General features: G+C 65.3%; 17 protein-coding genes. 8 read left to right on the top strand and 9 right to left on the bottom strand.

Going from position 1 to position 25721, the window contains the following annotated elements; genetic code table 11:
* Nucleotides 1-13: 13 nt before the first annotated feature.
* From HBF32_RS08580 to HBF32_RS08560, 5 genes are read right to left on the bottom strand one after another with little or no spacing between them, the layout of a single operon-like run.
* Nucleotides 14-481: a TlpA family protein disulfide reductase gene (locus HBF32_RS08580; RefSeq protein ID WP_166699244.1), complete on the bottom strand. Its 468-nt coding sequence runs from the start codon at nt 479-481 to the stop codon at nt 14-16.
* Nucleotides 481-1656 (bottom strand): sialidase family protein, encoded by a 1176-nt coding sequence (locus HBF32_RS08575; protein ID WP_166699243.1) that lies wholly within the window; start codon nt 1654-1656, stop codon nt 481-483. Before HBF32_RS08575 ends, HBF32_RS08580 begins: the two co-directional genes overlap by 1 nt.
* A gap of 2 nt (nt 1657-1658) precedes the next feature.
* Entirely contained in the window at nt 1659-2237 is a 579-nt protein-coding gene (locus HBF32_RS08570; RefSeq protein ID WP_166699242.1) for a response regulator transcription factor, read from the bottom strand.
* Nucleotides 2234-3514, bottom strand: a complete 1281-nt coding sequence (locus tag HBF32_RS08565; RefSeq protein ID WP_338039748.1) for an ATP-binding protein — start codon at nt 3512-3514, stop codon at nt 2234-2236. The genes HBF32_RS08570 and HBF32_RS08565 overlap by 4 nt, the downstream gene beginning before the upstream one ends.
* Nucleotides 3515-3568: 54 nt before the next feature.
* A complete protein-coding gene (locus tag HBF32_RS08560; RefSeq protein ID WP_166699241.1) occupies nt 3569-5104 on the bottom strand; it encodes a peptide MFS transporter in 1536 nt (511 codons plus the stop codon).
* 298 nt (nt 5105-5402) lie between these two features.
* Between HBF32_RS08560 and HBF32_RS08555 the strand changes: the two genes are divergently transcribed.
* The 4 genes from HBF32_RS08555 (at nt 5403) to HBF32_RS08540 (ending at nt 7980) form a co-directional block, all read left to right on the top strand.
* The gene (locus tag HBF32_RS08555) at nt 5403-5774 is read left to right on the top strand and encodes a diacylglycerol kinase (RefSeq protein ID WP_166699240.1); all 372 of its coding nucleotides are present in this window, start codon (nt 5403-5405) and stop codon (nt 5772-5774) included.
* Between the two features lie 192 nt (nt 5775-5966).
* Nucleotides 5967-6590 carry a LemA family protein gene (locus HBF32_RS08550; RefSeq protein ID WP_166699239.1) on the top strand — a complete coding sequence of 208 codons (624 nt, stop codon included), beginning with the start codon at nt 5967-5969 and terminating at the stop codon, nt 6588-6590.
* Nucleotides 6590-7480, top strand: a complete 891-nt coding sequence (locus HBF32_RS08545; protein WP_166699238.1) for a TPM domain-containing protein — start codon at nt 6590-6592, stop codon at nt 7478-7480. Before HBF32_RS08550 ends, HBF32_RS08545 begins: the two co-directional genes overlap by 1 nt.
* Entirely contained in the window at nt 7480-7980 is a 501-nt protein-coding gene (locus tag HBF32_RS08540; protein ID WP_166699237.1) for a TPM domain-containing protein, read from the top strand. The genes HBF32_RS08545 and HBF32_RS08540 overlap by 1 nt, the downstream gene beginning before the upstream one ends.
* 76 nt (nt 7981-8056) lie before the next feature.
* Here the strand turns inward: HBF32_RS08540 and HBF32_RS08535 are convergent, their stop codons facing one another.
* From HBF32_RS08535 to HBF32_RS08525, 3 genes are all read right to left on the bottom strand, one after another.
* Nucleotides 8057-11047, bottom strand: a complete 2991-nt coding sequence (locus HBF32_RS08535) for a TonB-dependent receptor (protein WP_166699236.1) — start codon at nt 11045-11047, stop codon at nt 8057-8059.
* A 273-nt stretch (nt 11048-11320) separates the two neighbouring features.
* Nucleotides 11321-14125 (bottom strand): TonB-dependent receptor domain-containing protein, encoded by a 2805-nt coding sequence (locus HBF32_RS08530; protein ID WP_338039747.1) that lies wholly within the window; start codon nt 14123-14125, stop codon nt 11321-11323.
* Between the two features lie 273 nt (nt 14126-14398).
* On the bottom strand, nt 14399-16375 hold the full coding sequence (locus HBF32_RS08525) for an alpha/beta hydrolase family protein (RefSeq protein ID WP_240147805.1): 1977 nt from the start codon (nt 16373-16375) through the stop codon (nt 14399-14401).
* A 151-nt stretch (nt 16376-16526) separates the two neighbouring features.
* Here HBF32_RS08525 and lgt point away from each other — a divergent pair, with 151 nt between their 5' ends.
* Entirely contained in the window at nt 16527-17354 is an 828-nt protein-coding gene (gene lgt / locus HBF32_RS08520) for a prolipoprotein diacylglyceryl transferase (protein ID WP_166699235.1), read from the top strand.
* Between the two features lie 13 nt (nt 17355-17367).
* Nucleotides 17368-18162, top strand: coding sequence for a thymidylate synthase (locus HBF32_RS08515; RefSeq protein ID WP_166699234.1), 795 nt, complete (start codon nt 17368-17370; stop codon nt 18160-18162).
* A gap of 3 nt (nt 18163-18165) precedes the next feature.
* On the opposite strand, the gene HBF32_RS08510 is transcribed toward HBF32_RS08515, so the two are convergent.
* Nucleotides 18166-18708 carry a DUF4142 domain-containing protein gene (locus HBF32_RS08510; RefSeq protein ID WP_166699233.1) on the bottom strand — a complete coding sequence of 181 codons (543 nt, stop codon included), beginning with the start codon at nt 18706-18708 and terminating at the stop codon, nt 18166-18168.
* Between the two features lie 318 nt (nt 18709-19026).
* Here HBF32_RS08510 and HBF32_RS08505 point away from each other — a divergent pair, with 318 nt between their 5' ends.
* Nucleotides 19027-23664 carry an RHS repeat-associated core domain-containing protein gene (locus HBF32_RS08505; protein WP_166699232.1) on the top strand — a complete coding sequence of 1546 codons (4638 nt, stop codon included), beginning with the start codon at nt 19027-19029 and terminating at the stop codon, nt 23662-23664.
* A gap of 454 nt (nt 23665-24118) precedes the next feature.
* Nucleotides 24119-25552, top strand: coding sequence for an RHS repeat-associated core domain-containing protein (locus HBF32_RS19295; protein ID WP_166699231.1), 1434 nt, complete (start codon nt 24119-24121; stop codon nt 25550-25552).
* The last annotated feature ends 169 nt before the right edge of the window (nt 25553-25721 follow it).

Genomic DNA, 25721 nt, shown 5'->3' with positions numbered 1-25721 from the left:
CTTCTACGGTTTTTCAGCGCATGAGCTTTTCGATGCGCTTCGCATCCAGCGCACCGCTGAACGCCCGCCGTGTGCCGTCCGCCTTGATCACGAGCGTCCTCGGCGTCTCGCCGCCCCATGCCGGATCGATGAGGAAATTGAGCCGGTCCGGCATCGATTCCGCATAGGCACGGGAAGGCACGCTGTCGAGCTTCGCCGCCTTCAGCCGGCTTTCGAGGGCGTCGGCCCGCGTCACCGGATCGGTGGCCACGAAGACCAGATCCACGTCGGCGTGCGCGCGCTGGTAGGCGAGCAACGCCGAGAGGTTCTGCTCGCAATACGCGCAATCGAGCGACCAGATCCCGACGACCCGCACGCCCTTGGCGGGCGTCGCGAGCAAGGCCTCGACGTCGCCGGTGCCCAGGGCGACGGGAGCGGCGGCGTGGGCGGCCAATGCGCAATACGCCACGGCCAGCGCGGCGGCGAGGACGATCTTCCGCATCACAACGCCTCCGTCGGCACGAGCCGGAACCGTCCGCCCGGATTCCAGGCGACGAAGGCGCGGTGCTGCCACACGACGAGCTTTGGCCATCCCGATGCGTCGGCGGTGTGCGCGATGGCGCGCGGCTCGCCGAAGGTGGCGCCGCCGTCGTCGGACGCGCGCAGCATCAGATCCAGTCCTTTCGCGGACACCTGGTGGTAGGCGATCCAGACATGCCCGCCGTCGGCGACCAGGTCGGCATGCGATGCCCCCGCGCCGGCAACGGCAGCGAGGTGAGCCGGGGCGCCACCCGGTTGGAGTTGCCCATACCAGATGGTCGGCTTGCCGTCCGCGGCGCTGAACCATACGGCGTGACGCACGCCGGCCCCGTCGATGGCCAGCGACGGGCCGTGATGCGGGCAGCCCTCGATGTGCCACTGGGTGAAGGTGGCGCGTTCGACGTTCGGCGCGGCCTTTCCGATCGGCAGCGTGGCATACGCATGGTCGCGGATGTTGTTGCCGTAGATCGCGCGGAAGAAGGCGTCGATGCTGCCGTCCGGTGCGCGTGCGAGCGCGATGCGGCAGCACTCGCAGCTCTCGTCGACGATCTTGCGCTCGGGCACGAAGCTCGCGCCGCGATCGGTCGACCAGCTGTAGTACGTGGCGGCGCCCAGGTAGGGTTCGCCTTTGGCCTTGGCCGCTTCGACATCGCGCTTGTCGATCCATGCGACCACGATGTCGCCCTTGCCGTCCACGGCGAGCGAGTCGAAGCGATGGGTGATCTCGGCACGATCGGTGTGCACCGTCTTCGGCGGATCGAAATGCACGCCGCCGTCGAGCGATCGCGAGAAACGCACGAACCCCGTCCACGGCAGCTTGCGTGGCTGCGACCAGCTCACGTAAAGCTCGCCCTTCGGGCCCAGCGCGATCTTCGGCCGGTTCTCGCCTTCGGCATACAGTGGTTCGCCCACCGGATTGACGATGGTGGAAGTCGCGAAGTCGCGGCCCATGTCGTCGGAGCGCCTGACGCGCACGTGCTCGCCCACCGTGTCCACGACCCAGAGATGGCCCGCGTCGTCGATCGCGGCGTCGAAGCCCAGGGGCGCCTCGTGGCCCATCGCCATGCCGGCCATGTCGTGGGCATGCACGGCCCCCGCGATCGCGAGCGACGAGGCGAAAATGAGGGAAAGGCGCATGGTCAATGTTCGTCGGGACGTTCGCGGACGGGATGCTTGCTGAGCTTGCGCTGCAAGGTACGGCGGTGCATGCCGAGGCGGCGGGCCGTCTCGGAGATGTTGCCCTCGCACTCCGTGAGCACGCGCTGGATGTGTTCCCACTCCAGGCGGCGCAGCGGCAGCGGGGCATCCGGCGCGTCGACCAGGTCGTCCAGGTCGGCGGGGCCGTCGCCATCGAGCAGCGCGCGAACGACGGCGTCGGCGTCGACGGGTTTCGCGAGGTAGTCGTGCGCGCCGCGCTTGATCGCTTCCACCGCGGTGGCGATGGAAGCGTAACCGGTGAGCAGCAGCACGCGCATGTCCGGTACGAGCGCCTGCAGTTCGGGGATCAGGCGCAGGCCGTTCTCGTCGCCGAGTTTCAGGTCGAGCACGCAGTAGCGCGGCTGGTGACGGCGGGCGAGGGCACGCGCGTCGTCGGCGTTGTCGCTGGTGATGACCTCGAAGCCGCGCGAAGTCAGCGCACGGCCGAGCACGCGCGCGAACGTGGCGTCGTCGTCGACGATCAGGAGGGGACGGCCCTGGGGTGGAACGAGATCGTTCATGCGTGGTCTCCGATGACCCGAAGGGGCAGGCGCAGGCGCATCTGCGCGCCATGCCCTGTATTGCTCGCGGCGAGTTCGCCGTCCAGTCGTTCGGCGGTGGCTTCCGCGAGGGCGAGGCCCAGGCCGAGGCCCGTCTCTTTCTGCGACAGGCCCAGTGTGCCGAGTTCGTCGACTTCGTCGAAGCCGGGGCCTTCGTCGGTGACGGTCAGCTCCAGCCATTGCTCCACGATGCCGATGCGCAGGCCCACGGCGGCGCTCTCGTTCAGGGCCGACGCGTCGGCCGCGTTGTTGAGCAGGTTGATGAGGGCATGGCGCAGACCCGGCGGCGAGCGCAGGGCGATGCGGCCCGCCCCCGGCTCGAGCGTGAGCGTGACGTCCGCTTCCGGCCGCAGCAGCTGGAAGCGCTCCAGGCAGACGTGCACGAACTCGTCGAGCGTGAGCCGTTCCGGTACCTGGGAGAGCTGTGCCTGCCCGAAGGCGACCATCTCGCGAAGAATGGTGCGGCATCGCTCCACCTGACCCTCGAGCAGGTCGAGGTCCTCGCCGAGCGGGTTGTCCGTCGCGTGCTCGCGGCGGATCTCGGGCAGCAGCGTGCGCATGGTCGAGAGCGGCGTATTCAGTTCGTGTGCCGCGCCGGCGGCCTGGGTCGCGATGGCGAGGATGCCCTCGTCGCGCAGGGCGCGCTCGCGCACGCGCTGCACCTCGCCTTGCTGGAGGCGGATGGCCTTGGCCAGGTTGCTGATGAAGACGCCGAGCAGGATCGCCATGATGACGAAGTTGACGCCCATGCCCGCGACGTAGAGGTCGAAATCGAGGCTCTTGTCGCCCAGGGTCGGCAGCGGCAGGTGGTAAGGCACCAGCAGCACGTAGGCCACCCCGGTGAGGATCGCCACGAGCGACACGCCGGCGATCGACAGTGCCGCGGCGGAAAGCGCGATCGGCACGAGCAAGAGGGACACGAAGGGATTCGCCGCGCCGCCGGTGAAATAGAGCAGGTAACCGAGCACGAGCGTGTCGGCGGCGATGTGCACGATGGCCTCGCCCTCGCCGACCTTCCACGGCATGCCGAGACGGAACGAGGCCGCGGCGGCGAAAACCGCCAGCACGCACACGCCGAGCATGAGCGGCAGCAAAGGGATGTCGAGTTTCAGCAGGGTGACGCAGGACAGGATCGCCACGCTCTGCCCGGCGATGGCGCAGAGGCGGAGCCAGGCAAGGGTGCGCGCAAGGGCGAAGGGACCGGAGCGGGACGATGGCGTATGCAGGTTGTCGCTCACGGTGGTCTCGTCATGGCGGGAAGGCCGCGCCAGGCGGCGCGGCCCTCCGCCGCATCACAGGTCTTCGTTGTGCACGGGCGGGATCGGGGGGAGCGCCGCCAGCGCGTGGTTGGCGGACAGCTTCCTCATGAGCGGCAGCATCGCCACGGCGATGACCGTGCAGCCCACGCCCACGAAGCCCAGCTTGTTGAACAGGCTGGTGTAGATCGGCAGCGACTGCAGCGGATCGGTGATGTTGTCGGGGATGGCGGCATAATTGGCCACCACGCTGCCCATGTACTGGGCCACGCCCGAGGCGACGTAGTAGGCGCCCATCATGAAGCCGCCCATGCGCGCCGGGACGTAGCGGGCGATCATGGCGAGACCCAGGCCGCTCACCAGCACTTCGCCCAGCGAGTACAGGCCGTAACCCCACACCATGTACCAGGACGAGATCGCGCCGTTCACTGCGGTGGTGGCGCCGAGGCCGTACATGAAGAAACCGGCGGCCACCGCGGCGAAGCCGAGGGCGAACTTGGCGGCGACGGGGAAATCCTTGCCGTGCTTGCCGAGCGAGTTGTAGATCCACACCAGGATCGGCGACAGGATCACGATCCAGATGGCGTTGAGCGACTGGAACTGCTCGGGGATCCAGCGGAAGATCTCGAAGCCGAAGATGCCGAAGGAGAGATCGACGTTGCGCTGGGCGAACAGGTTCAGCGAAGTCGACATCTGCTGGTAGAAGATGAAGAAGAAGATCGTCTGGATCGTGAGCACCAGCGCCGCGATGAGACCGGCGCGCTCGCCGGGTTCGCTGGAACGGATGAGGTGCACGAAGATGCCAAGGATGACGATGCCCGCGGCATAGACGCAAAGCTGGGCGACGCTCTGGTTCTGCAGGATGTAGGCCGAGACGGCGATGATGACGAAGCCGCCCACGACCACGCCGAGGATGTTCTTCGCCTTCGGCGGCTCGTAGTCCGGCACCGAGCCGATGTGCGCCAGCGTGCGGCGCATGAAGTAGTAGTTGATCAGGCCGAGGATGAGGCCGATGGAGCAGACGCCGAAGGCGGTGTGCCAGCCGAGCGCGTCGCCGTAGTGTTCGCCGACGTAGTCGCGGATCCAGGGCGTGAGCAGCATCGAGATCGTCGAGCCGACGTTCACCGCCATGTAGTAGATGGTGAAGGCGCTGTCGATCTTGACTTCGTCGCCCTCGTAGATCTTGCGCACGAGGTTGCCCGCGTTGGGCTTGAACAGGCCATTGCCGAGGATGATCACGCCGAGCGCGAGGTATAGCGCGTAGGCGTTGTTGGTCGGGATCCAGAGCAGGGCGTAGCCCACCATGAGGACCACGGCGCCGCTGAGCATGGTGCGGCGCGAACCGAGGAATTTGTCGCCGATCCATCCGCCGATGGCGGGAGTGGCGTAGATCAGGGCCGAAGCCGCGCCCCAGACGAGGTTGGCGTCGACGTCGGCGAAGCCGAGCTTCTTCACCATGTAGGTGACCATCAGCACCTGCATGCCGTAGAAGCCGAAGCGCTCCCACATCTCGATGAGGAAGACCGTGCTGAAGGACTTGGTCTGTGATACGGGCGGGTTCTGGATTGCCATGTATTTTCCGGTCGCGTTGGAAACAGCGAGAGGACCGGTGGCCCTGCTCCCGTTGCCGTGACCCTGAACGGAGTCACAACCGTTCAAGCGTAATACAAATGGTCCGCCCGGTTGTGTTGCGGCGCCAGAGGGCGCGGCGATTCGCCACGGCGGCAGCCCCTAAGCCAGAGGCAAGGCGGGCTGTGGCATGATACGGGGTCCTTCCACTTGTCCCGATACCGCCTCGATGCCGCAGTGCAACCCGACCACCACCTGCCGGCTCGCCGGCCCGGCCCCGATGCGGGCGGCCTGAGCGAACATGGCATCGACCGAGCGGCGGGGGCCGCGGCAGATCTATGCGGCCTTCCTGTGGTCCATGAAGGGACTGAAGGCCTGTTTCCGGCACGAAGCCTCGTTCCGGCTCGAGGTCTTCCTTGCCGTGGCGGTCGTCCCGCTGGGGCTCTGGCTGGGGCATGGGGCGGTGGAGAAGATCGTCCTCATCACGTTCCCGATCCTGGTTCTTTCGGCCGAACTGCTGAACTCGGCCATCGAGGCCGTGGTGGACAAGGTAAGCCCGGAATTCCACGAGCTGGCGGGCCGGGCCAAGGACATGGGCTCGGCGGCCGTGTTCCTGCTGATGATGATGGTGCTGGTCAGCTGGGCGCTGATCCTGGTGCCTCGTTTCCTCTAGGCGCAGCGGCCTGTAGGAGCCGCTATAGCGGCGAGAAGCCGACGGAGCGATGAAACCGTGAGTCGAGCTTCCCTCGCCGCTATAGCGGCTCCTGCAATTGCGTTTGGCTTTTCGCCGCGATCGGGATTTCCTACACCCGGGGGATGGCTTTAGGGTAATTTGTTGCGGCACCTACCAAGGAAACCCGCTGCCATGAAGACACTCGTCCGCGCCTTTGCCCTCGTCCTGCTCGCCGCTTTCCTCTCCGGCTGCGGCTATAACGCCATACAGCGCGAGGACGAGGCGGTGAAGGCCGCCTGGTCCGAAGTGCTGAACCAATACCAGCGCCGCGCCGATCTGGTGCCGAACCTCGTCAACACCGTGAAAGGCTACGCCCAGCACGAGGAACGCGTGCTTACCGAGGTGACCAACGCCCGTGCCAAGGTCGGCCAGACCCAGATCACGCCGGAACTGCTCAACGATCCGGAAGCGCTCGCGAAGTTCCAGGCCGCGCAGGGCCAGCTGACCAGCGCGCTGTCCCGCCTGTTGGTGGTCAGCGAGAACTACCCGCAGCTGAAGGCCGATGGCTCGTTCCGCGACCTGCAGGCCCAGCTCGAGGGCACCGAAAACCGCATCACCGTCGCCCGTAACCGGTACGTGGCCGCGGTGCAGAGCTACAACACGCTGATCCGCTCGTTCCCGAACAACCTGACGGCCAAGGTCATGGGCTACAAGGTGAAGGCGAACTTCAGCGTCGAGAACGAAAAGGCCATTTCCAGCGCACCCACGGTCGATTTCGGTTCCACCCCGGCTCCGGCTTCCACGGCCGGCCGGTGATGCGCGGTTTCGCGACAGCGTTGCTGCTCGCCATCGCCTTGTTCGTGCCGCCGCTGGCGGCGCGGGCCGACGTGGCGGTGCCGAAGCTCGCCCGTCACGTCACCGATCTCACCGGTACGCTCAGCGCCGAGCAGGTGGCCCAGCTCGATGCGCGGCTGGTCGACCTGGAAAAGACCAAGGGCGCGCAGGTTGTCGTGCTGATGGTCCCGACGACCCAGCCGGAAGACCTCGAAAGCTATTCGCTCAAGGTGGCGGAAACCAACAAGGTGGGCAGGGAAGGACCCGACGACGGCGTCCTGCTCCTGCTCGCCAAGAATGACCGCCGCGTGCGCATCGAGGTCGGTTACGGTCTCGAGGGCGCGCTGCCTGATGCCATCGCCTCGAGGATCATCCGCGAATACATGGCCCCGAAGTTGCGCGCCAACGACTACTACGGCGGCATCGCCGAAGCGCTCAACGCGATTACCCAGATCGTGCAGGGCGAGGCGCTGCCCGCGCCGGTGGCACCGGACGAGAGCCATGAGCGGCGTCGTGGCGGAGGCGGGCACCTGCTGGTCCCGCTGATCTTCGGCGCGATCTTCCTGCGGGGCATCCTCGGCCGCGCGCCGCTTGGCGTGCGCATGCCCTTGGGCGGCGCGATGGCGGGTGGCCTCGGCTGGCTGTTCCTGCATTCGCTGCTTGGCGGCGTGCTCGGTCTCGTCGCCGGCGCCTTGTTCATGGCCATCCCGCTTGGCGCCGGCCGCTCCATCGGGGGCGGTGGCTGGGGCGGCTTCGGCGGCTGGGGCGGCGGTGGCGGTTTTGGCGGCGGCGGCTTCGGCGGCGGTGGCGGTGGTGGCTTCAGCGGCGGCGGCGGCAGCTTCGGCGGCGGCGGCGCATCGGGGAACTGGTGATGGATATCGGACGTATCGCAACCAATCTGTTTGCCGGCTGGTTCCAGATGGGCAAGCACTTCCCGTCCGCCACGCTCGACACCATCGCGAAGACGGTGGCGGAGGGCGAGGGCACGCATCGCGGCGAGCTGCGCGTGGCGATCGAGTCGCGCCTGCCGTTCCCGGCGGTGGCGGCGAACGTCACCGCCCGCGACCGCGCGGCCATGCTGTTCTCGCACCTGCGCGTATGGGATACCGACGAGAACTGCGGCGTGCTGCTCTACGTGCTGCTCTCCGAGCACCGCATCGAAATCGTGGCCGATCGCGGTATCGCGAAGGTGGTCGCACCGGCTGAGTGGGAAGCGATCACCTCGCACATGCGTGACGAGTTCGCAGGGGGGCGTTACCGCGAGGCGGTGCAGACGGGCGTGGCGGAAGCCGGCGCCCTGCTGGCACGGCACTTCCCGGGGAATGGCGACCCGCGCAGGAACGAACTGCCGGATCGCCCGCTGGTTCTCTGACCCGTTTTACGAATAAGGCGGCAGGTTCCCCTCTCGCCGTCCCTGCCTCCGCAGGAACGACGGGAGGGGAGGGTTCTTACAGGCTGAAGTCGTACTGCACCATCAGGCGCACGTGGCGTGGCGTCTGGAAGTACGTCGGCACGCGGTACGTCGTGTTGTAGTACGTCTGGTCGCTACCTCTCTCCGCGATCTCGTTGATGGCGATCGGCTTGCTGTTGTTGAACGCGTTGATGACGTCGAGCTGCATCGTCAGGCCCCTGGCATAGGCGGGGGTGTAGACGATGTTCGGGCTGAGCGTCCAGGTCCACGGCAGGCGCTTGCCGCGACCGCGCGAAGTGATCTTTCCTTCGCAGTAGAAGAACGCGGAGTTGTAGCTCGGGATGCCGGCGACGGTGCCGTTGCCGCCACCGAAGCAGTTGGTCGGGCGGCCGGACTCGAGCAGGCCGTTCACTCCCACCGACCACTCCGGCGTAAGCGCATAACCGCCGTAGACCTTGAAGCTGTGGCGGCGGTCGTTCGGCAAGTAGCCGTTGGCGCCGATCATCAGTTCCGGGTAGTCGAAGGCGCTGGTGGTGCCCGTGTCGTCCTGGCCGTTGTCGGACTTGACCAGGCCTTCCATGTTGCCGCGGTTCTTCGACCAGGTGTACGAGGCATTGACGTACAGCTTCTCGCTGGCCTTCTCCGCCGAAAGGGTCAGCGCCTGATAGCTGCGCTTGGCCTTCTGACCGAACGCGGTGCCGGGGAGGGTGACCTTGCGCAGCGTACCGCTGCCGTCGAGGTCGACGTCGAGGGTGACCTTGCTGCCGGGGTTGTAGATGAAGCAGCCTGGCGTACCCTGCGGCGGCGTGAACCGGCTGCCGCCGTGGGTGTCCATGTCCAGCCCGATCGACTTGCCGTAATCGTAGAACGGACGCCAGTCGCAGGTATCCTCGATGGCGTTGTTCAGGCGCCGGTACGTCGCCTTGGCACCGACCACCCAGCCGTCGAGGAAGGCGTTGTCGCTGCCGATGCGGTGCTGGAAGCCCAGGATGTATTCATCCTGGGAGTAGGGCTTCAGATTCCTGGCGGCGACCGAACGTGGATTGGGGGTAACGCCACTCTCGCCATTGACGATTTCGCGCTCGCCGAGCGGGTCGCCCAAGGTGGGTGCGCCGGTGACGGGATCGATGGCAGAGTACGCGAACTCCTGCTGCGTGTAATACGAAGCTGTGGCGGCACGCAGCGCGACATTGGCCGCGATCGGCAGCGAATAGCGGCCGGCGGTACCGTAGACCTTCGTGGCGGAATCGCCGAACACGTCCCAGGAGAAGCCCAGGCGGGGCTGCCAGATATTGCCCTGGCGGACGAAGTTGCGGCCGTCGCCATTCTTGTTGTTGAACGAGTCGTTGCGGACGCCGATGTACGCGAGGACGTTGTCCGTGACCTGCCAGTTGTCCTGCAGGTACCAGGATTTCTGGTCCACCATGACGGAGCCGCCGTTCCGGAAATTGACGACCTGGACGTAATCCTCGCCTCGCTTGTTCGTGTTGTAGCTGTACAGCACGCCGCCGGCATAGGCGGTACCGGCCTCGGACGTCCACTTCTCGCGCGAATACCCGCCCGCGAGGCTATGGTCGCCGATCTTCCAGTCGAGGTCGACGCGGTAGGCCGTGCGCTGGTCCTCGCCGTCGAAGCGGTTCATCCTGCTGTCGAGGTAGCAGGAGCGGATGGGGCTGGTCGTGCCGTTCAGCGTGCTGGCCCGGCGGTCGATGATGTAAGGGCAACCGGCGATCGCGCTGTCGATGTTGCCGTCGTACCGTCCGACCGTTCCGTCCGCGTTGACGTATTCCGAAGAGTTCTTGCTCTTCATCTTGCCCCATTGGGCGGACAGTGTCAGGTCGTCGGTCAGGTAACCGGTGTACTTGAAGATGTTGGTGGCGCCGCCGGTCTTGACGTGGCGACGACCCAGGTAATCGTCGGTGGAAGGCTTGCCGTTGGCGTCGATGGAGGAACCGAAATACCGGTTCGTCGTGTGCTGGGTGTTGTTCATCGACGTCCACTCGAGGATGTTCGAGTCGTCGAGGTTCCAGTCCATCTTGACGAGGTAGAACGGATTGCTCTGCGTGTTGCGCTGTGCGGCCGCCGTCGAGGTGGCGACGGGGTAGCGGGTTTCCGTCTTCCGGTCGGCCTGGAAGATGCCGTAGAAGAACAGCTTGTCCTTGACCAGCGCGCCGCCGAGCCACGCCGAGTAGACGTTCTGGTTCTCGTTGTTCTGCCGGTACGTGCGATAGAGGTTGCCGTCCTTCGTGTAGGTGGTCGGCGACTGCTCGCGGCCCCATGCCGGGGTATAGACCCAGCTCGCGCCACCCTTCCATTCGTTGGTGCCGCGCTTGGTGATGACCGATGTCACGCCGCCGGTGGAGAAGCCGTACTGCGCGCCGTAGCCGCCGGTCTGCACGTCGAGCTGCTGGATGGCCTGGAAGGGCACTTCCGAGAACGAGAGGTTGTTGTACAGGTTGGTGACGTTGAAGCCGTTGACGTAGTAGCTGTTCTCGGCGACCGAGGCGCCGCCGAACGACGGCAGGTTGCCGAACGCGCCATCGCCCTTGACGGTGCCCGGTGTCAGCGCGGCGACGTCGACGACGTTGCGCGGCACGGGCAGCTTGTTGAGCTGGTCGGCGGTGAAGCTGGTACGCGATTCGACCGAGGCGATGTCGATGACGGCCAGGGCGTTCGCCGAGACGCTGACGGTGTCCAGCGCGTAGGCGTCGGAGGCATCCGCGGCGAAGTTCACCTGCGATGACTGCCCGGCCACGACGTTGATCTCGCGGGTGGACACGGTCCGCCCGTCCTTCTGGACGTTCACGCGGTAGCTGCCGATCGGCAGCGATGCGGCGCGGTAGCGGCCGTCCTCGCCGACCGTCACCGTGCGCGTCGCACCGGTATCGATATTGTGGATCTGGACCGTCTGCGCCGCGGCGGCACTGCCATGGATCTCGCCAACGGTGCTCTGCGCCTGGGTGGTGCCGGCGAAGAGGACGGCGGCCAGGGTGGAAGCAAGCGCGGTGCGCTTGAACATGCTTGTCATGAGGTAAAAATCTCCCTGACCCTGTTTCACAACAGGGCTGAACAACTTGCTTGGAGGCGCCTTGGGCGCTCGTTATGGAGGTACCGGGCCAGGGTGTGGGGACACCCGCGTCGTAAAGACCCTACACGTGAATACGACGTGATCCGACCATAACGCGATGTTTACGACGACGCAAGAAATTCCAGCAAAATCATAGACTTTGCGAAATTTCTCATTGCGAGCCATGGAGGGGTCGCCGGCGTGTCGCCGCCATGGCGGCTTCCGCGGGAGGTGTCAGAAGCGCTGCTGGTAGCCGATGTAGTAATAGCGATCGACATCGAACGCCGGGTTGTACGGCGGGCTGCCGCCGCCGGCGCTGGACACGTTGTAATACAGCGGGCCCTTGCGGCCGAACACGTTGTTGACGCCGAAACGGACGCTGCCGTTCCACGGCGCCTGCCAGCGCACCTGCAGGTCGTGGAACGCGACACCGCCTTTGCGGCTCACGCCGGTGACGCCGGTGAGCGCGTTCAGCTCGGTGGGGCGGTTGCATTCGACGTCGGGGGACCAGCAGGAATCCTTCAGTCCCGAAAAGTAGCGTGTGGTCCACGTCGCGCCGAACCGGCGCCACGACCAGTCGAGCGAGAGGTTCGAACGGACGCGGTACAGCCCCTGCACACCGTTCATGTAACCGGCGAGGTGACGCGGTGCGGCGCCCGGTGCGCTGACCTGCGTGTAGTCCTTGAGATAGGTGCTGTCCGAAAGTACGGTGAATTCGCCGTAGCGCGTTTCGGGGAAACGATAGTGCAGGCCGAGGTCGTAGCCCTCGGTGCGCAGCGAGCCGAGATTGGCGAGGCTTTCGTCCAGCGCGGCGATATGGCCATCGGCGCCGCGGACAAAGCGGCCGCACCAGGTCGGGTCGTTGCGCACGTAGCAGAAGTTGAGGATGTCGCCGGCGACGATCGGCGTGATGACGCCGCTGATATCGACCTTGTAATAGTCGAGGGTGAGGTCGAGACCGTCGATGAAATACGGGCTGTAGACGAGCCCCGCCGTACGCGTGATGGACGACTCGGGTTTCAGCGCCGGATTGGCCCCCGTACGGAAGGCGACGGGATTCTGTCCCCCGGTGGCCGAACCGATCTGCGCGCCGGACTGGTCGATCTGCCGGTAATTCGCCGGCACGCCTGCCGCCGCGCAGCGCGCGCGCACGGCGCCGTCGCTCGCCGCCGCGCCGAAGGCGCTGTCGCAGGGATCGAGGAAGCTCTCGAAGCTTTCCGCGGAGCCGGCGTAAAGGTCGGCCACCGTCGGTGCACGAAAGCCCTCGGCGTACGTGGCGCGCAGCAAGAGGTCGTCGAAGGGCTTCCAGCGCAGGCTGTACTTGTTGTTGGTCCGCCCGCCGAAAGCCGTGTAGTGGGAGTAGCGCGACGACGCGTTCACGGCCAGTTCCCTCGCCAGCGGCCGTTCCGCGAGCAAGGGCACGTCGAATTCGAGATACGCCTCGTTGGCGATGTAGCCGCCGTCGGTCGGGTCGGTCGCAAGCTGCGTGGTGAGGCCCGCGGAGTCGGCGGGATCCGGCACGTAGCGGCCGTGTTCGCGGCGATGCTCGAAACCGCCGGCGGCCCGGAGGGTACCGGCGGGAAGGTCGAACAGGCCGCCCGTCAGGTTCGCGATGACATCGTTCGTGCGCGTGGTCTGGCGCGCCGTGGTCGTGGATCCGACGTAGTCCCATACGGCGGCGGGCGTACCGCCGGGGCCTGCGAGGATGTTCCACGGCACGCAACCCGCGGCGCGGTCGGCCGCGTTCGCGCACACCGTCTGGCCGTCGACGACCGCGGTCGGACCGAGGGCCTTGCGCGCGTTGAGGAGGTCGATGTTGCCGGTGGTGGTGCGGCTGGCGCGTGTTTCGGAATAGGCGTAGGTGACGTCCCAGTTCCAGGTGTGGCCTGCCCAGGGGAAGGTGCCCTCGGCGCCCGCGTCCACGTGCATCGCCTTGCTCCTGGCCCATACGATGCGCGGCATCTCGACGGTGCGCCGGAAGAACGAGGTCTCGTAGCCGGGGAAGGGGTTGTAGGCGTTGTCCGGATCGATGCCCAGGCCGTCGCCCCGGCCCGATCCGCTCTGCAAGGGGTAGCCGGCGCTCTGGCTGCGCGTGTCGCGCACGTCGTAAATCGCCATCCCGCGCAGCGCCACGTTGTCGCTGAGGTTGTAGCGCCCGGTGCCGAACAGGTTGCGCAGCTTGGTGCCGGCGCGGAACGTCATGTCGCGGGCGGTCGAATATTTGTCGGCGTTGCTGTCGACGTCGTACGGGTGGTAGTTGGCGATGTCCGACGTGTCACCCACGACGCCACCTGGATGGTTCACGACGTAGCTCTGCCCCGTCACCGGGTCGACCACGCCGCCGTACGGTCCCATGCCGAAGCCGGCGTCGGGGTGGCGCGGTCCGTATCCGGAGCGGGTCAGCGAGCGCTTGCTGTCGCGCAGCTCGTCGCCGTCCTCGTAACCGGCGCCGAGGATGATGGACGCCCTCTCGGTGCTCCGGCCCCAGGTGAACGTGCCGTTCTTCTGCGCGCCGTCACCGTGGCCGTTCACGCCGTAGAAAACGTCGGCGGACGCGCCCTCGAAACGATCGGTGGTGACGATATTGACCACACCACCGATGGCGTCGGAGCCGTAGATGGACGAGGCACCGTCCTTCAGCACCTCGATCCGCTCGACGATCGAGACGGGGATGGTCGAGAGGTCGGTCAGCCCGCCGAGACTGGTGGTCCAGCGGCGGCCGTTGACCAGCACCAGCGTGCGCACGGCGCCGAGGTTGCGCAGGTTGGCGTACCTGCCGCCGGCGTCGTTGCTGGAGGAGAGGGTGTCCTGCGGCGTCACCTCCGGCGTGGAGGCCGAGGGCATGCGGGCGACGATGTCGCCGAGGTCGGTCAGGCCGGTGGCGCGGATGGCCGCACGGTCCATGCTGAAGACCGGCTGCGCCGTTTCCACGTCGGTGCCGCGGATGCGCGAACCGGTGACGGTCACGTTGACCGGCGCGAGCATTTCGGCGGTGGGCGCCGTCTGCTGGGCGTGGGCGGCGGCGGACAGGGCGGCCACGAGCGCGGTCGCTAGCGCCGCGCGTCGTCGCGCGACGAGGCGTCTATGCCCCGAACTGACGTGCATACCCTTAAAGCCTCCCAAGCCCCGCCATACCCCACCCGGGCCCGACGATCACGCGACCATAACGCCTGTCCCGAAGGCGCGCAACCGGCCAGATTCTCAGGCTCCCTGTAGGAGCCGCTATAGCGGCGAGGGGAACTTACCTCGCCGCTTCGTCGCTCCGTTGGCTTCTCGCCGCTATAGCGGCTCCTACAGGGGTGGGCTACGGGGCTACGGAGCCGCGGAGGCCGTCGATGCCCGCCCTTCGCCGATGTGCTTGTCCAGGAATGCCTGCAACCGGTTATAGAATTCCTCGACGTTCTCGGGCTTCACGAAGCCGTGCCGTTCGTCCGGCTTGGTCAGTGTCTCGTACGGCTTGTGAGCGGCTTCCAGGGCGGCGCGCATGGCCTTGAACTGGGCAAACGGAGCGCGCTGGTCGTCCTCGCCGTGCACGAGGAACACGGGCACGTCGATCTTGTCGGCGAGGCGGTCCGGCGAATTGGCGGCCAGGTCGGCCGCGTCCTTGCCGATCACCGTGGTGAGGTAGCTGCGTCCGAACTTGCGGTCCTTGATGTCGCCCTTGTTGTACATCATGTCGAGGTCGTAGATACCGTCGTAGCCGACGGCGCACTTGAACATGCCGGGCGCGCGGATGGCGGTCATCATGGCCGAATAGCCGCCGAAGCTCGCGCCGTACACGCAGACCCGCTTCGGATCGGCATAGCGTTCGGCGATCGCCCACTTCACGCCGTCGATCAGGTCTTCCTGGATGCGCGTGCCCCACTTGAGGTAGCCGGCCTGCTCGAAGCTGGCGCCGCGTCCGCCGGAGCCGCGGTAGTTGACCTGCAGCACCAGGTAGCCGCGGTTGGCGAGGAACTGCGCATCGCCATCGAAGAACCAGTCGTCGCTGACGCCGTGCGGGCCGCCGTGTGGCATCAGCACCATCGGCAGGTCCGACTCGGCCTTGCCTTTCGGGAAGGTGAGGATGGCCTCGAGTTCCGTGCCGTCGCTGGCCTTGAAGCGCAGCGGGCGTCGTTCGGCCATCTTCGCCGGATCGATCCAGGGCACCGCGTCGAACAGCTTCGTGACCTTGTAGGTCTTCGTGTCGATCAGCATGTAACGGCCCGGCTCGCGGTCGCCTGCGACCTTGAACATGAGCTGGCCGCCGTCCTCGCTGAAGTCCACGAAGCTCACGAAGTTGCCCGGGAATTTCTGCGACAGGGCCATGTGCAGCTTGGAAACGGGCGCCTGCGGATCGATGTAGGTGGCCTTGGGTATCCCCGTGGCCGACACGGTGCCGAACGGACGCAGCGGAGCCGGCGTCCAGAGCCCGGAGGAGGTCACCTCGCTGAAGTCGTCCTTGCGGATCACCTTGAGGTTGCCGCCGTCCTCGTCCTGTTCGACGAACTGGCCGCCCTGGCCATTGGGGCTGAACTTCGCATAGATCCGATCGCTGCCGGCCACCTTCGCGATGGGCTCGAAGGTCTGCTTTTCCTCGCTGTTCGGCAGCCTGGTCCAGCCGTTGCCGTCGCGATGGAACACCACCCACTTGAAATTGTCGTCGGTGCCGAAGGCGAAGCGCGCGTTGCCCGTGGGGTCGATCATGAAATTCATGCCGCCCAGCCCGATGTCCGCCATCAGCTTGCGCGTACTGGTCTTGGCGTCCACGTCGTACAGCGTGCTCTTGTTCTGGTTGTCCCACTCCGTCGCGCGCATGTAGAAGTGGCCGTTGCTTTGCACCGGCCCCCCTTCGATGGTGCCCCAGCCGCGGTCCAGCGCGCGGGTGGCGGCGCGCTTGCCGTAGCCTTCGTAGCCGTACAGGTAATCCGGGTTCTTGCCGTCGACGTCGATGGCCATCAGTTCGCCGGTATACGTGGCGCGGCCGATCGAACCGTCCACCTTCCCGCGGGCGACCACCAGGCGGGTGGAACTCGCCCAGATCATGCCCGCCGGCAATTCGTAGGGCGGCATCTTGATGAGGGTGACCGGCTTGCTCATGTCGCCGACGCGGTAGATCGCGAGGCCGTGGGTCTTGCCGTCCGGGTCGTGGTAGGCCATCGAGACGTACTGGCCGTCGGGCGACAGGCTGGGATCGGTCAGTGGCATGCGCCGGGCGAAATCGGCCACCGGAACGAGGTCGGCCGCCATGGCGGCGGTCGAGGCAAGGCACAGCACGGCCAGCATGGGCCGCACGAAGCGGTAAGTCATGGTTCTCCCCTGGATCGATGGATCCGTTTTCGCACCGTCCCCCCGGACGGTCCCCGAGCGCCGATATAGCCCATCCCGGCTTTCGCCACAAGGCGGCCCTCGCCGCGGGATGGGCGGTACACTTGGCATCTGCTTTCGATCCGGGCATTCCATGGCCACCCCTTTCGTCGTCGATATCGATCCTGTCGCGTTTTCCCTCGGCCCCATCCAGGTGCACTGGTACGGCCTCATGTACCTGGGCGGTTTCCTCGGCGGGTGGGCGCTGGGCGAGTATCGCCGGCGCCAGGGCCGCCTGCCTGTCAGCGCCGACCGCTTCGGCGACCTCATGTTCTACGCGATGATGGGTGTGGTGCTGGGCGGCCGGGTGGGCTACATGCTCTTCTACACGGCCATCGACTGGATCTGGACCGACCCGCTGGCGATCTTTCGTGTATGGGACGGCGGCATGTCGTTCCATGGCGGGTTGCTCGGCGTGCTGGTGGCCGGCCTCTGGTGGTCGCGCCGCAATGGCGTGAAGTTCTTCGACGCGGTGGACTTCGTGGCCCCGCTCGTGCCGCTGGGCCTCGGCTTGGGCCGCCTGGGCAATTTCATCAATGGCGAGCTGTGGGGCAAGCCCACCGACCTCCCGATCGGCATGATCTTTCCGCACGCGCCGGACGCGCTGCCCCGGCATCCGAATCCGCTCTACGAATTCGCCCTCGAGGGCGTGGTCATGTTCGCGGTGCTCTGGCTCTTCTCGATGAAGCCGCGTCCGCGTTACGCCGTCTCCGGCATGTTCGCGCTCCTCTACGGCGTGTTCCGCTTCGCCATCGAGTTCGTCCGCGTGCCCGACGCCCAGCTGGGCTACCTCGCCTTCGGCTGGGTCACGATGGGACAGATCCTTTCCCTGCCGCTGATCGCGGTCGGCATCGTGCTGCTGGCCATGTCGCGCAAGGCGCCATATGCCCCCGTCGCGCCGGTGCCGGCGACCGCGAACTGATATCGTCCCGTCCATGCAGCCCTATCTCGAACTCCTCCGTCACGTCCTCGATCACGGCGCCGAGAAATCGGATCGCACCGGTACCGGCACGCGCAGCGTGTTCGGCTGGCAGATGCGTTACGACCTGTCGAAGGGCTTTCCGCTGGTCACGACGAAGAAGCTGCACCTCAAGTCCATCGTGCACGAGCTGATCTGGTTCCTGCAGGGCGACACGAACATCGCCTACCTGAAGGAACATGGCGTCAGCATCTGGGACGAATGGGCCGACGCCAACGGCGACCTCGGCCCCGTTTATGGCCGCCAGTGGCGTGCGTGGCCGACGGCCGACGGCAAGGCGGTCGACCAGATCGCCTGGGTGGTGGACGAGATCAGGCGCAACCCGGATTCGCGCCGTCTGATCGTATCGGCGTGGAACGTGGGCGAGTTGCCGAAGATGGCGTTGATGCCGTGCCACACGATGTTCCAGTTCTACGTGGCGAACGGGAAACTGTCCTGCCAGCTGTACCAGCGGTCCGGCGATATTTTCCTCGGCATTCCGTTCAACATCGCGAGCTATGCGCTGCTGACCCACATGGTGGCCCAGGTGACGGGCCTGGAGCCGGGCGACTTCGTGCACACGCTGGGCGATGCGCACCTTTACTCCAACCACATCGAGCAGGCGAAGACGCAGCTGTCGCGCGAACCGCGTACGCTGCCGAAGCTGGTGCTGAATCCCGACGTGCGCGACATCTTCGCCTTCCGTTTCGAAGACGTCGCCATCGTCGATTACGATCCGCATCCCGCGATCAAGGCGCCCGTCGCCGTCTGAGCGTCACATGCCGCCCGAACCGCCGGGCAGCTTCTTCGCCATGTCCAGGTGCTCCTTCAGCGTCGGGAGCGTCTTGGCGGCGAAAGCCTTCAGTTCCGGGTCCTTGCCTTCGTTCGCCTCTTTCGTGAAAAGCACGACATCCTCTTCATGGTCGGCGACCATCATCTTCGCGTAGGCCTTGTCGAACTCGGCGCCCGACTTCTTGCCCAGCTTCGCGGCGGTTTCCTTGTCGCGGGCCATTAGGGCCGGCGATACGGTCATGTTCTTGCTGGAGGCGATGCCCTTGAGTTCCTCGTTCGCGGCCGTGTGATCCTTCACCATCCGCTCGCCGAAGGCTTTCGTGCCGGCCGAGCTGCCTTGCGAGGCGGCGAGCTGGCCGAGCGCGACCTCGGCAAGGCCGCCCGCGCTGGCCTTCCTCACGAAGGCGGTGTCGGCGGAAGCGGCCACCTTGGACGGGGCACCCGATGCCTGGGCCAACGTCACGGCGGGAAGAACGGCGGCGGCCGCGAGAGCGGTCGCGAGGATGCGATGGGGCATGCGATTCATGTCGGGCTCCGTGATATCCGCGGCGCGGAAGGAGCCCACGGTGTCTCACCTACCCGATGAAAGACGTGTGCAGCCAGCATCAAGGCCGCCAGCGCCGAAAAAACGTCCCCCCTACCGTCGCTCCTGCGCAGGCAGGGGCCCAGTGCCTTGGCCGCGGTTGGCGCGAAAGCGCTACATCGGCTTGCCGCATTTCGAGCGGCACATCGCAGACATAGAACTTTTCTGAAAAGCTCGACTATCTGCGTCAGGATGACAGACAGTCGGATTTTGCCTACCTAAACTCGCGCCCGGATGGAAACAGAAACGCGAGTTAAGCAAATGGATGCAATGGTAGAGCGCGGCGAATTCGTTGCCCCGCTAACCCGAGGTGCGAAAAAGCCCCTGGCACGGGCATTCGCGGTCGCCATCGCAACGATGTGTTCGCACGCGTACGCGCAAGCGAACGAGGTATCGCAGGACATCGAGCCCTTCGCCGAGTATCGCGCGGATGTGTACGACGGGCCGGACTTCTTCTCGACGGATATGCCGGAAGCCGCCGGGGTCCTGGTCAGGAACGAATGCGCCCAACGCAACTACAGTAACTGCAGAATCACGGGGCTCGGCGAAGGAGCCCACGCGTACCAGGCCTTTTATCTGGCGACGCTGCCGACGGGTGAGACTTACACCAGGACGACGGTCGCCAGCAAGTATTACGCCTGCCACAATCCGCCTGCGCTGTACATCATCACACCCTACGCGGTGATGGGACCTTATCCCAACCGGAGCCGCATCGTAGGCACGACGGGCGGCGAGGTCGTCTGCCGCTACGGTACGGAGCCGGAGCTTCCCGATCCCGATACCACTCCCTATCAAGCCGACCTCGGCCCGGGCGACTGCACTACCCGCCCCAGCGCTGGCAACCCGCTCAACATCGGTCTCGGCAACAAGTATCAAGAAGTCGTCGATATCGCGGCCACCGGTGGTTCGCCGCTGGTCTGGCATCGGTACTACAACAGCGGCATCGCCGGCGAGGACGCGCGTCGCGGGGAGTGGACCGTGCCCACCACCGCCGCGCTGGGCGCACGCTGGCGAGGTACCTACGACCGCGCGCTGTCGGTTCTTTCCGACGACGCCAGCCGCGTTCGCCTTCTCCGGCACACCGGCGAGCGCATCGATTTTGTCGAGGAGAGCGGTCGCTATGTGAGTGCCGTCGATTCGCGCGGCCAGTTGCGGCGTGTCGGTGGCGGCTGGACTTACCGGGCTGCTTCCGGTCAGCCCGTCGAGACCTACGATGCCCAAGGGCGTCTTGTGGCCATGGGCGCCGGCACGTCGCAGCAGGTGACGTTGCGTTACACCGATCGGCTCGTCGCCATCGTCGATGCCCAGGGCCGCCAGCTTACCGTTGCCTACGATGCGGTAGGACGCATGGCCTCGGTCAGCGATGGCAACGGTGTGGTGGTGACTTATACGTACGCGGGGCCTGCCACCGGTAAGGAAGCCCATCTCGTGCGCGCTACTTACGCCGACGGCACCTTCCATGAGTACCTGTATAACGAAACCGGGTTTGCCGGCGGCGACCACCCGCACGTTCTTACGGGCATCTACGACGAAACGAAGCAGCGTTTCGCCACCTTCCGCTACGACAGCGACGGCCGCGCGATCGCCAGTGAGCACTGGAACGGCGTGGGCAAGGTGCAGCTGGCCCGCGAGGCGGGCGGTACCGTCGCCGTGACGGGACCGATGGGTGCCGTTCACCGCTACCGTTACGCCGATGTTCGCGGCAGCCGTCGCCTTGTGAGCGTGGATCAGCCCGGCGGTGCGGGTTGCGCCGCCGCCAGCTCACGCATCGAATATGACGGCAACGGCCTCGTCTCGCGTCGTGTCGACTTCGACGGGCAAGCCACGGAATATCGTTACGATAGTGACGGCAACGAGATCGAGCGTAGCGAAGCCACTGGCACGCCGTCCGTGCGAACGATCGCGACGACCTGGCATCCGACGCTGGGTCTGCCCACGCGCATCACCGCGCCCGGCCGCGAGGAACGCTTCAGCTACGACGGGGCGGGCAACCTCACCGGCCGCGAGACGTGGGCCGCGATCGATCCCACCCAGCCCGGCGCCCCGCTCACGCTATCGCGCATCTGGCGTTTCACCTACGACGCCGACGGCCGTCTGGCCCACGAAGAGGGTCCACGCAGCGACCGCGATACCACCGCGACGGTGGCGCGGTACACCTATCGCGGCGCCGACGCCGCCAATTGCGCCACGGGTGCCTGCGATTACCGCAAGGGCGATCTCTGGAAGAGCGAGAACGCGCTGGGCCAGGTCGAGGAAGCCCTGAGCTACGACCCGGCCGGTCGCGTACGCTCGCGCAAAGATGCCCAAGGCACGGTGTTCACCTACACTTATGGCCCGCGCGGCTGGCTGGACGCGGTGACTGAAACCCGCCCCGGTGGCATCGTCGCCACCACGGCGTTTACCTATACGCCGCGCGGCGATATCGCCTCGGTGACCGATGCCGACGGCATCACGCTCCGCTTCGAATACGACAACGCTGGTCGCCTCATCCAGGTCGCGAACCCGTCGAACCACCGCCTGCGCTTCACCCTCGATGCCGCCGGCCAGCGGCGCGAGGAAGCCACCTACGACCTGCTGCTTCGCACGCAGCTGAGCCGCACCTTCGATGCCTTGGGCCGGATTGAAACGGAAACACGAGAGGGCGCGGTCACCCGCTTCACCTACGACGAACGCGGTCGGCCCACGAGCACGACCGATGCCGATAACCGCAAGGACACGGCCAGCTACGATGCTTTGGGCCGCTTGCGCGAGGTGATCCGCGATGTGGGCGGCATCGGTGCGATCAGCAAGGCCAGGTACGACCCGCTCAATCAGTTGACCGCGATCGAAGACCCCAAGGGCCTGAGCACCCGCTACCTGACCACGGGCCTGGGCGATGTCGGCAGCGTGGACAGTCCCGATGCCGGACTTTCGACCGACGAGCACGATGCGACCGGCCTCGTTATTCGGCACGAGGGTGCCGGCGGCGTGGGTAGCTATCGAGTCACCCGTGATGCGCTGGGCCGGCCGACCCTCGTGCACTACGACGGCGGGCTGGACGCCCTCTTTGCCTACGATGTGGCCGACACTGCCTGCCCGGCGGACCAGCGCCACGCGAAGGGCCGGCTGGCGTCCATGACCCAGGGCAGCAGCCGCACCGTGTATTGCTACGACGCGCCGGGCCACGTCACGCGCACGATCCAGCGTTGGGCCACGACCACGAAGACCGTATCGTACCGTTATTCAAAGGCCGGACGTCTGGAAGCCGTTGGCATCGATGGTGGCGCGGAGACGACCTACCGCTACGACGCGGACGGTTCCATGGCCGGTGTAACTGTGACTCCTGCTGGCGGAGCGAGAGCCGACCTCATTACCTCGGTGGCCTATCGCCCCTTCGACCTGATCGAAAGCTGGCGTTATGGCAACGGCGGCGAACTGCGCGCGGCGCGCGACAAAAGTGGGCGGGTGACGTCGTGGAGTAGCATCGATCCGGCCAATTCGCTCTATGTGCTGGGCTACACCCCGGGCGGAGAAATCGCCTCGCAGTTCGGGCGCTGGTACGGCTTCACGCTTGGTCACGATGGGCTGGGCTATCTGGATACGGTGAAGGACTTCAGCAGCGGCAGCCCTCTGCGCAGCTTCGAGTACACCAACACCGGTGACCGCACGGCGATGACGGCCGGCGGGGTAAGGCAGACGTACCTCTACGATCCGGCCAGCCATCGCCTGACCACGGCGGACGGCAAGGCCCGCCGTTACGATGCCGCCGGCAATACGATCGGTATCGGTGATGCGACCCTGACTTACGACGACGCCGGCCGCTTGGCTTCGGCAAGCGAGCAAGGCCGCGTGCTGGTGACGTACGGCTACGACGCGGATGGGCAGCGCATCGCGCGGACGGAAACCGGTAAGTCGGCCGAGCTGTGGCTCTATGACGAGCAGGGCCGCTGGTTGGCCGACTACGACACCAGCGGCAAGGTGACGCGTCAGGCCGTCTGGATGGGTGACTACCTCGTGGGGCTGGTCGAAGGCACGAAGGTCTATTACGTCGAGCCCGATCACCTGGGCACGCCGCGCGCGGTGATCGATCCGGCACGCAACGCAACCGTCTGGCGCTGGCGGCCGAGTGACGATCCGTTTGGTACGGCACCGCCCGACGAGGACCCGGACGGCGACGGTGCGCGTTTCGTCTTCGATCTGCGTTTCCCGGGACAGCGGTACGACGCGGTGACAGGTCTGCACTACAACTACCGGCGTGACTACGATCCGGAGGCGGGCCGGTATATCCAAGTCGATCCGATCGGTCTGGCGGGTGGGATTAACCCGTACCTTTATGGGAGTGGGTCGCCGCTGAGATACACCGATCCTTTGGGGCTTTATGCGGGCATTGACGATCTGGTTTTCACGACTGGCGGAGCCCTCGTAGGCGTGATTGGCCAAGGCTTTTCAGACCTTCTCTCCGGACGATTAAGTGGCTGGGAAGATTATGCGGGCTCCGCGATCGGTGGTGCTGTCAGTGGGGAGGCTTTGTTGTACACCGGGCCCGTTGGTGCTGGAATCGCGGGTGGTGCAGCAACGAATTTCTCGAAACAAGCTCTCAGGAATTTATCCAAGAGGCAATGTGGATTCAATCTGACATCACTCGCCGCAGACAGTGCGGTAGGTGGCATCACCGGCTTCATTCCCGGCACCCGCGTGGCAGGAATAACTGCAGGCCGGAACAGCATGAATTCAATTTTTAGGCAGATGAAGACAAAGTTCAGGAACGGAACGATTTCGACGGTAACTTTCCGAACTGCACTGAAGATGGGTGGAGGCCGGGCGGTTGATACCGCTGTGGTGCCGGGAATGGCAGCCGGTTCCTTTGCGGGAACCTATCTTGGGCCAGTTATTCCAGGCTATGTGGATGACGCAAGGTGAAAATAGTTGATGGCGACACTGCTGTAATTCGCTCTTGTAGGAGCGCCATTGCCATTTTCGGCATTATGGCTTCCGTTTTTATTATCCCGAGTATGTACTTTCTGTGGCTCGGCCAGCTGAAGGTGCTCGCCGTTTTGTTCTATGGTCTATGCCTATTTGCCACAGTCTTTCGCTACCGAATTAGCTGGAACGAAACGACACTTTCATACCGAGGCATTTTTACCACTCGACACGTCGCGCTCTGCGACATCTCAAAGTTCGATGTGAGCTACGCAAAAAAACCTCTCGATCCCACGGTGGGCTTAAGAATATTTACTGATACTCGCCAAAAGCCGCTAATGGTCATCAACCTTAAGCCGTTCTCACGTGAGGACATTAAACGGCTTATAGACCTTCTCGGAAAGTGAGGCGGACTGCTTGCTACCGCTACGACGCTGACGGTTCCCTGGCCGGCGTGATTGCCACCCCGGCCGGCGGGACGTGGACCGACCTCGTCAGCTCGGTCGCCTACCGTCCCTTCGATCTCATCGAAAGCTGGCGTTATGGCAACGGCGGCGAACTGCGCGCGGCGCGCGACAAAAGTGGGCGGGTGACGTCCTGGGGCAGCATCGATCCGGCCAATTCGCTCTATGTGCTGGGCTACACCCCGGGCGGAGAAATCGCCTCGCAGTTCGGGCGCTGGTACGGCTTCACGCTTGGTCACGATGGGCTGGGCTATCTGGATACGGTGAAGGACTTCAGCAGCGGCAGCCCTCTGCGCAGCTTCGAGTACACCAACACCGGTGACCGCACGGCGATGACGGCCGGCGGGGTAAGGCAGACGTACCTCTACGATCCGGCCAGCCATCGCCTGACCACGGCGGACGGCAAGGCCCGCCGCTACGATGCCGCCGGCAATACGATCGGTATCGGTGATGCGACCCTGACTTACGACGACGCCGGCCGCTTGGCTTCGGCAAGCGAGCAAGGCCGCGTGCTGGTGACGTACGGCTACGACGCGGATGGGCAGCGCATCGCGCGGACGGAAACCGGTAAGTCGGCCGAGCTGTGGCTCTATGACGAGCAGGGCCGCTGGTTGGCCGACTACGACACCAGCGGCAAGGTGACGCGTCAGGCCGTCTGGATGGGTGACTACCTCGTGGGGCTGGTCGAAGGCACGAAGGTCTATTACGTCGAGCCCGATCACCTGGGCACGCCGCGTGCGGTGATCGATCCAGCACGCAACGCAACCGTCTGGCGCTGGCGGCCGAGTGACGATCCGTTTGGTACGGCACCGCCCGACGAGGACCCGGACGGCGACGGTGCGCGTTTCGTCTTCGATCTGCGTTTCCCGGGACAGCGTTACGACGCGGTGACAGGTCTGCACTACAACTACCGGCGTGATTACGATCCGGATGCGGGGCGGTATATCCAGGTCGATCCGATTGGCTTGGCGGGTGGAGTCAATCCGTATCTGTATGCGAACGGTTCACCTTTAAGATATGTCGATCCAACGGGAGAATTTGGAGTTGTAGGCGCTGGCGTAAGCGCGGTTCTGGATCTCGCGATTCAAGCATTTCAAAACTATAGAAGCGGATGCGGTGTGCTAAACGCTAGAAACTACAACTGGGCGAGTGTCGGCATATCCGCCAGTATCGGTGCGATTGCTCCTGGGTGGGTTGCTGTCGGTAGGCGAGCCTGGACATCGAGCCGCGCCATGTCCACGTTGAGTAATCAGCTTGAGCGAGCCAGGACCGCAAACCGGCTCATCAAGATTCAGGGGCGCATGTCAACTCATAAGACTAAGGTTGGTGACGTCTTAATTCCACAGCTTGGGTTGCAAGGAGTGAAAGCGGCCGGAAATGTAGTGACGAATGGATTCGACATCGACGAGTGTGGATGCCCTTGATGAGAAAGATATGGATCTACACGTTGATCCTTGTGCCATTTGTCTTCTTTCAAGGCTTCATGCAGAAGCACTTGGGAGGGCCTATTGTGCTCGTCCTAGCGATAGGATGCGCTTTGTTGGCGCGTTTAATTGCGGAGCGATTTGGTAGCTGAACGGCAAGTCGCCGGTT

The sequence above is a fragment of the Luteibacter yeojuensis genome, from assembly GCF_011742875.1.
Lineage (GTDB): Bacteria > Pseudomonadota > Gammaproteobacteria > Xanthomonadales > Rhodanobacteraceae > Luteibacter > Luteibacter yeojuensis.
Note: the sequence above shows the minus strand (reverse complement) of the source record. Positions and strands in the feature narration are given on the sequence as shown.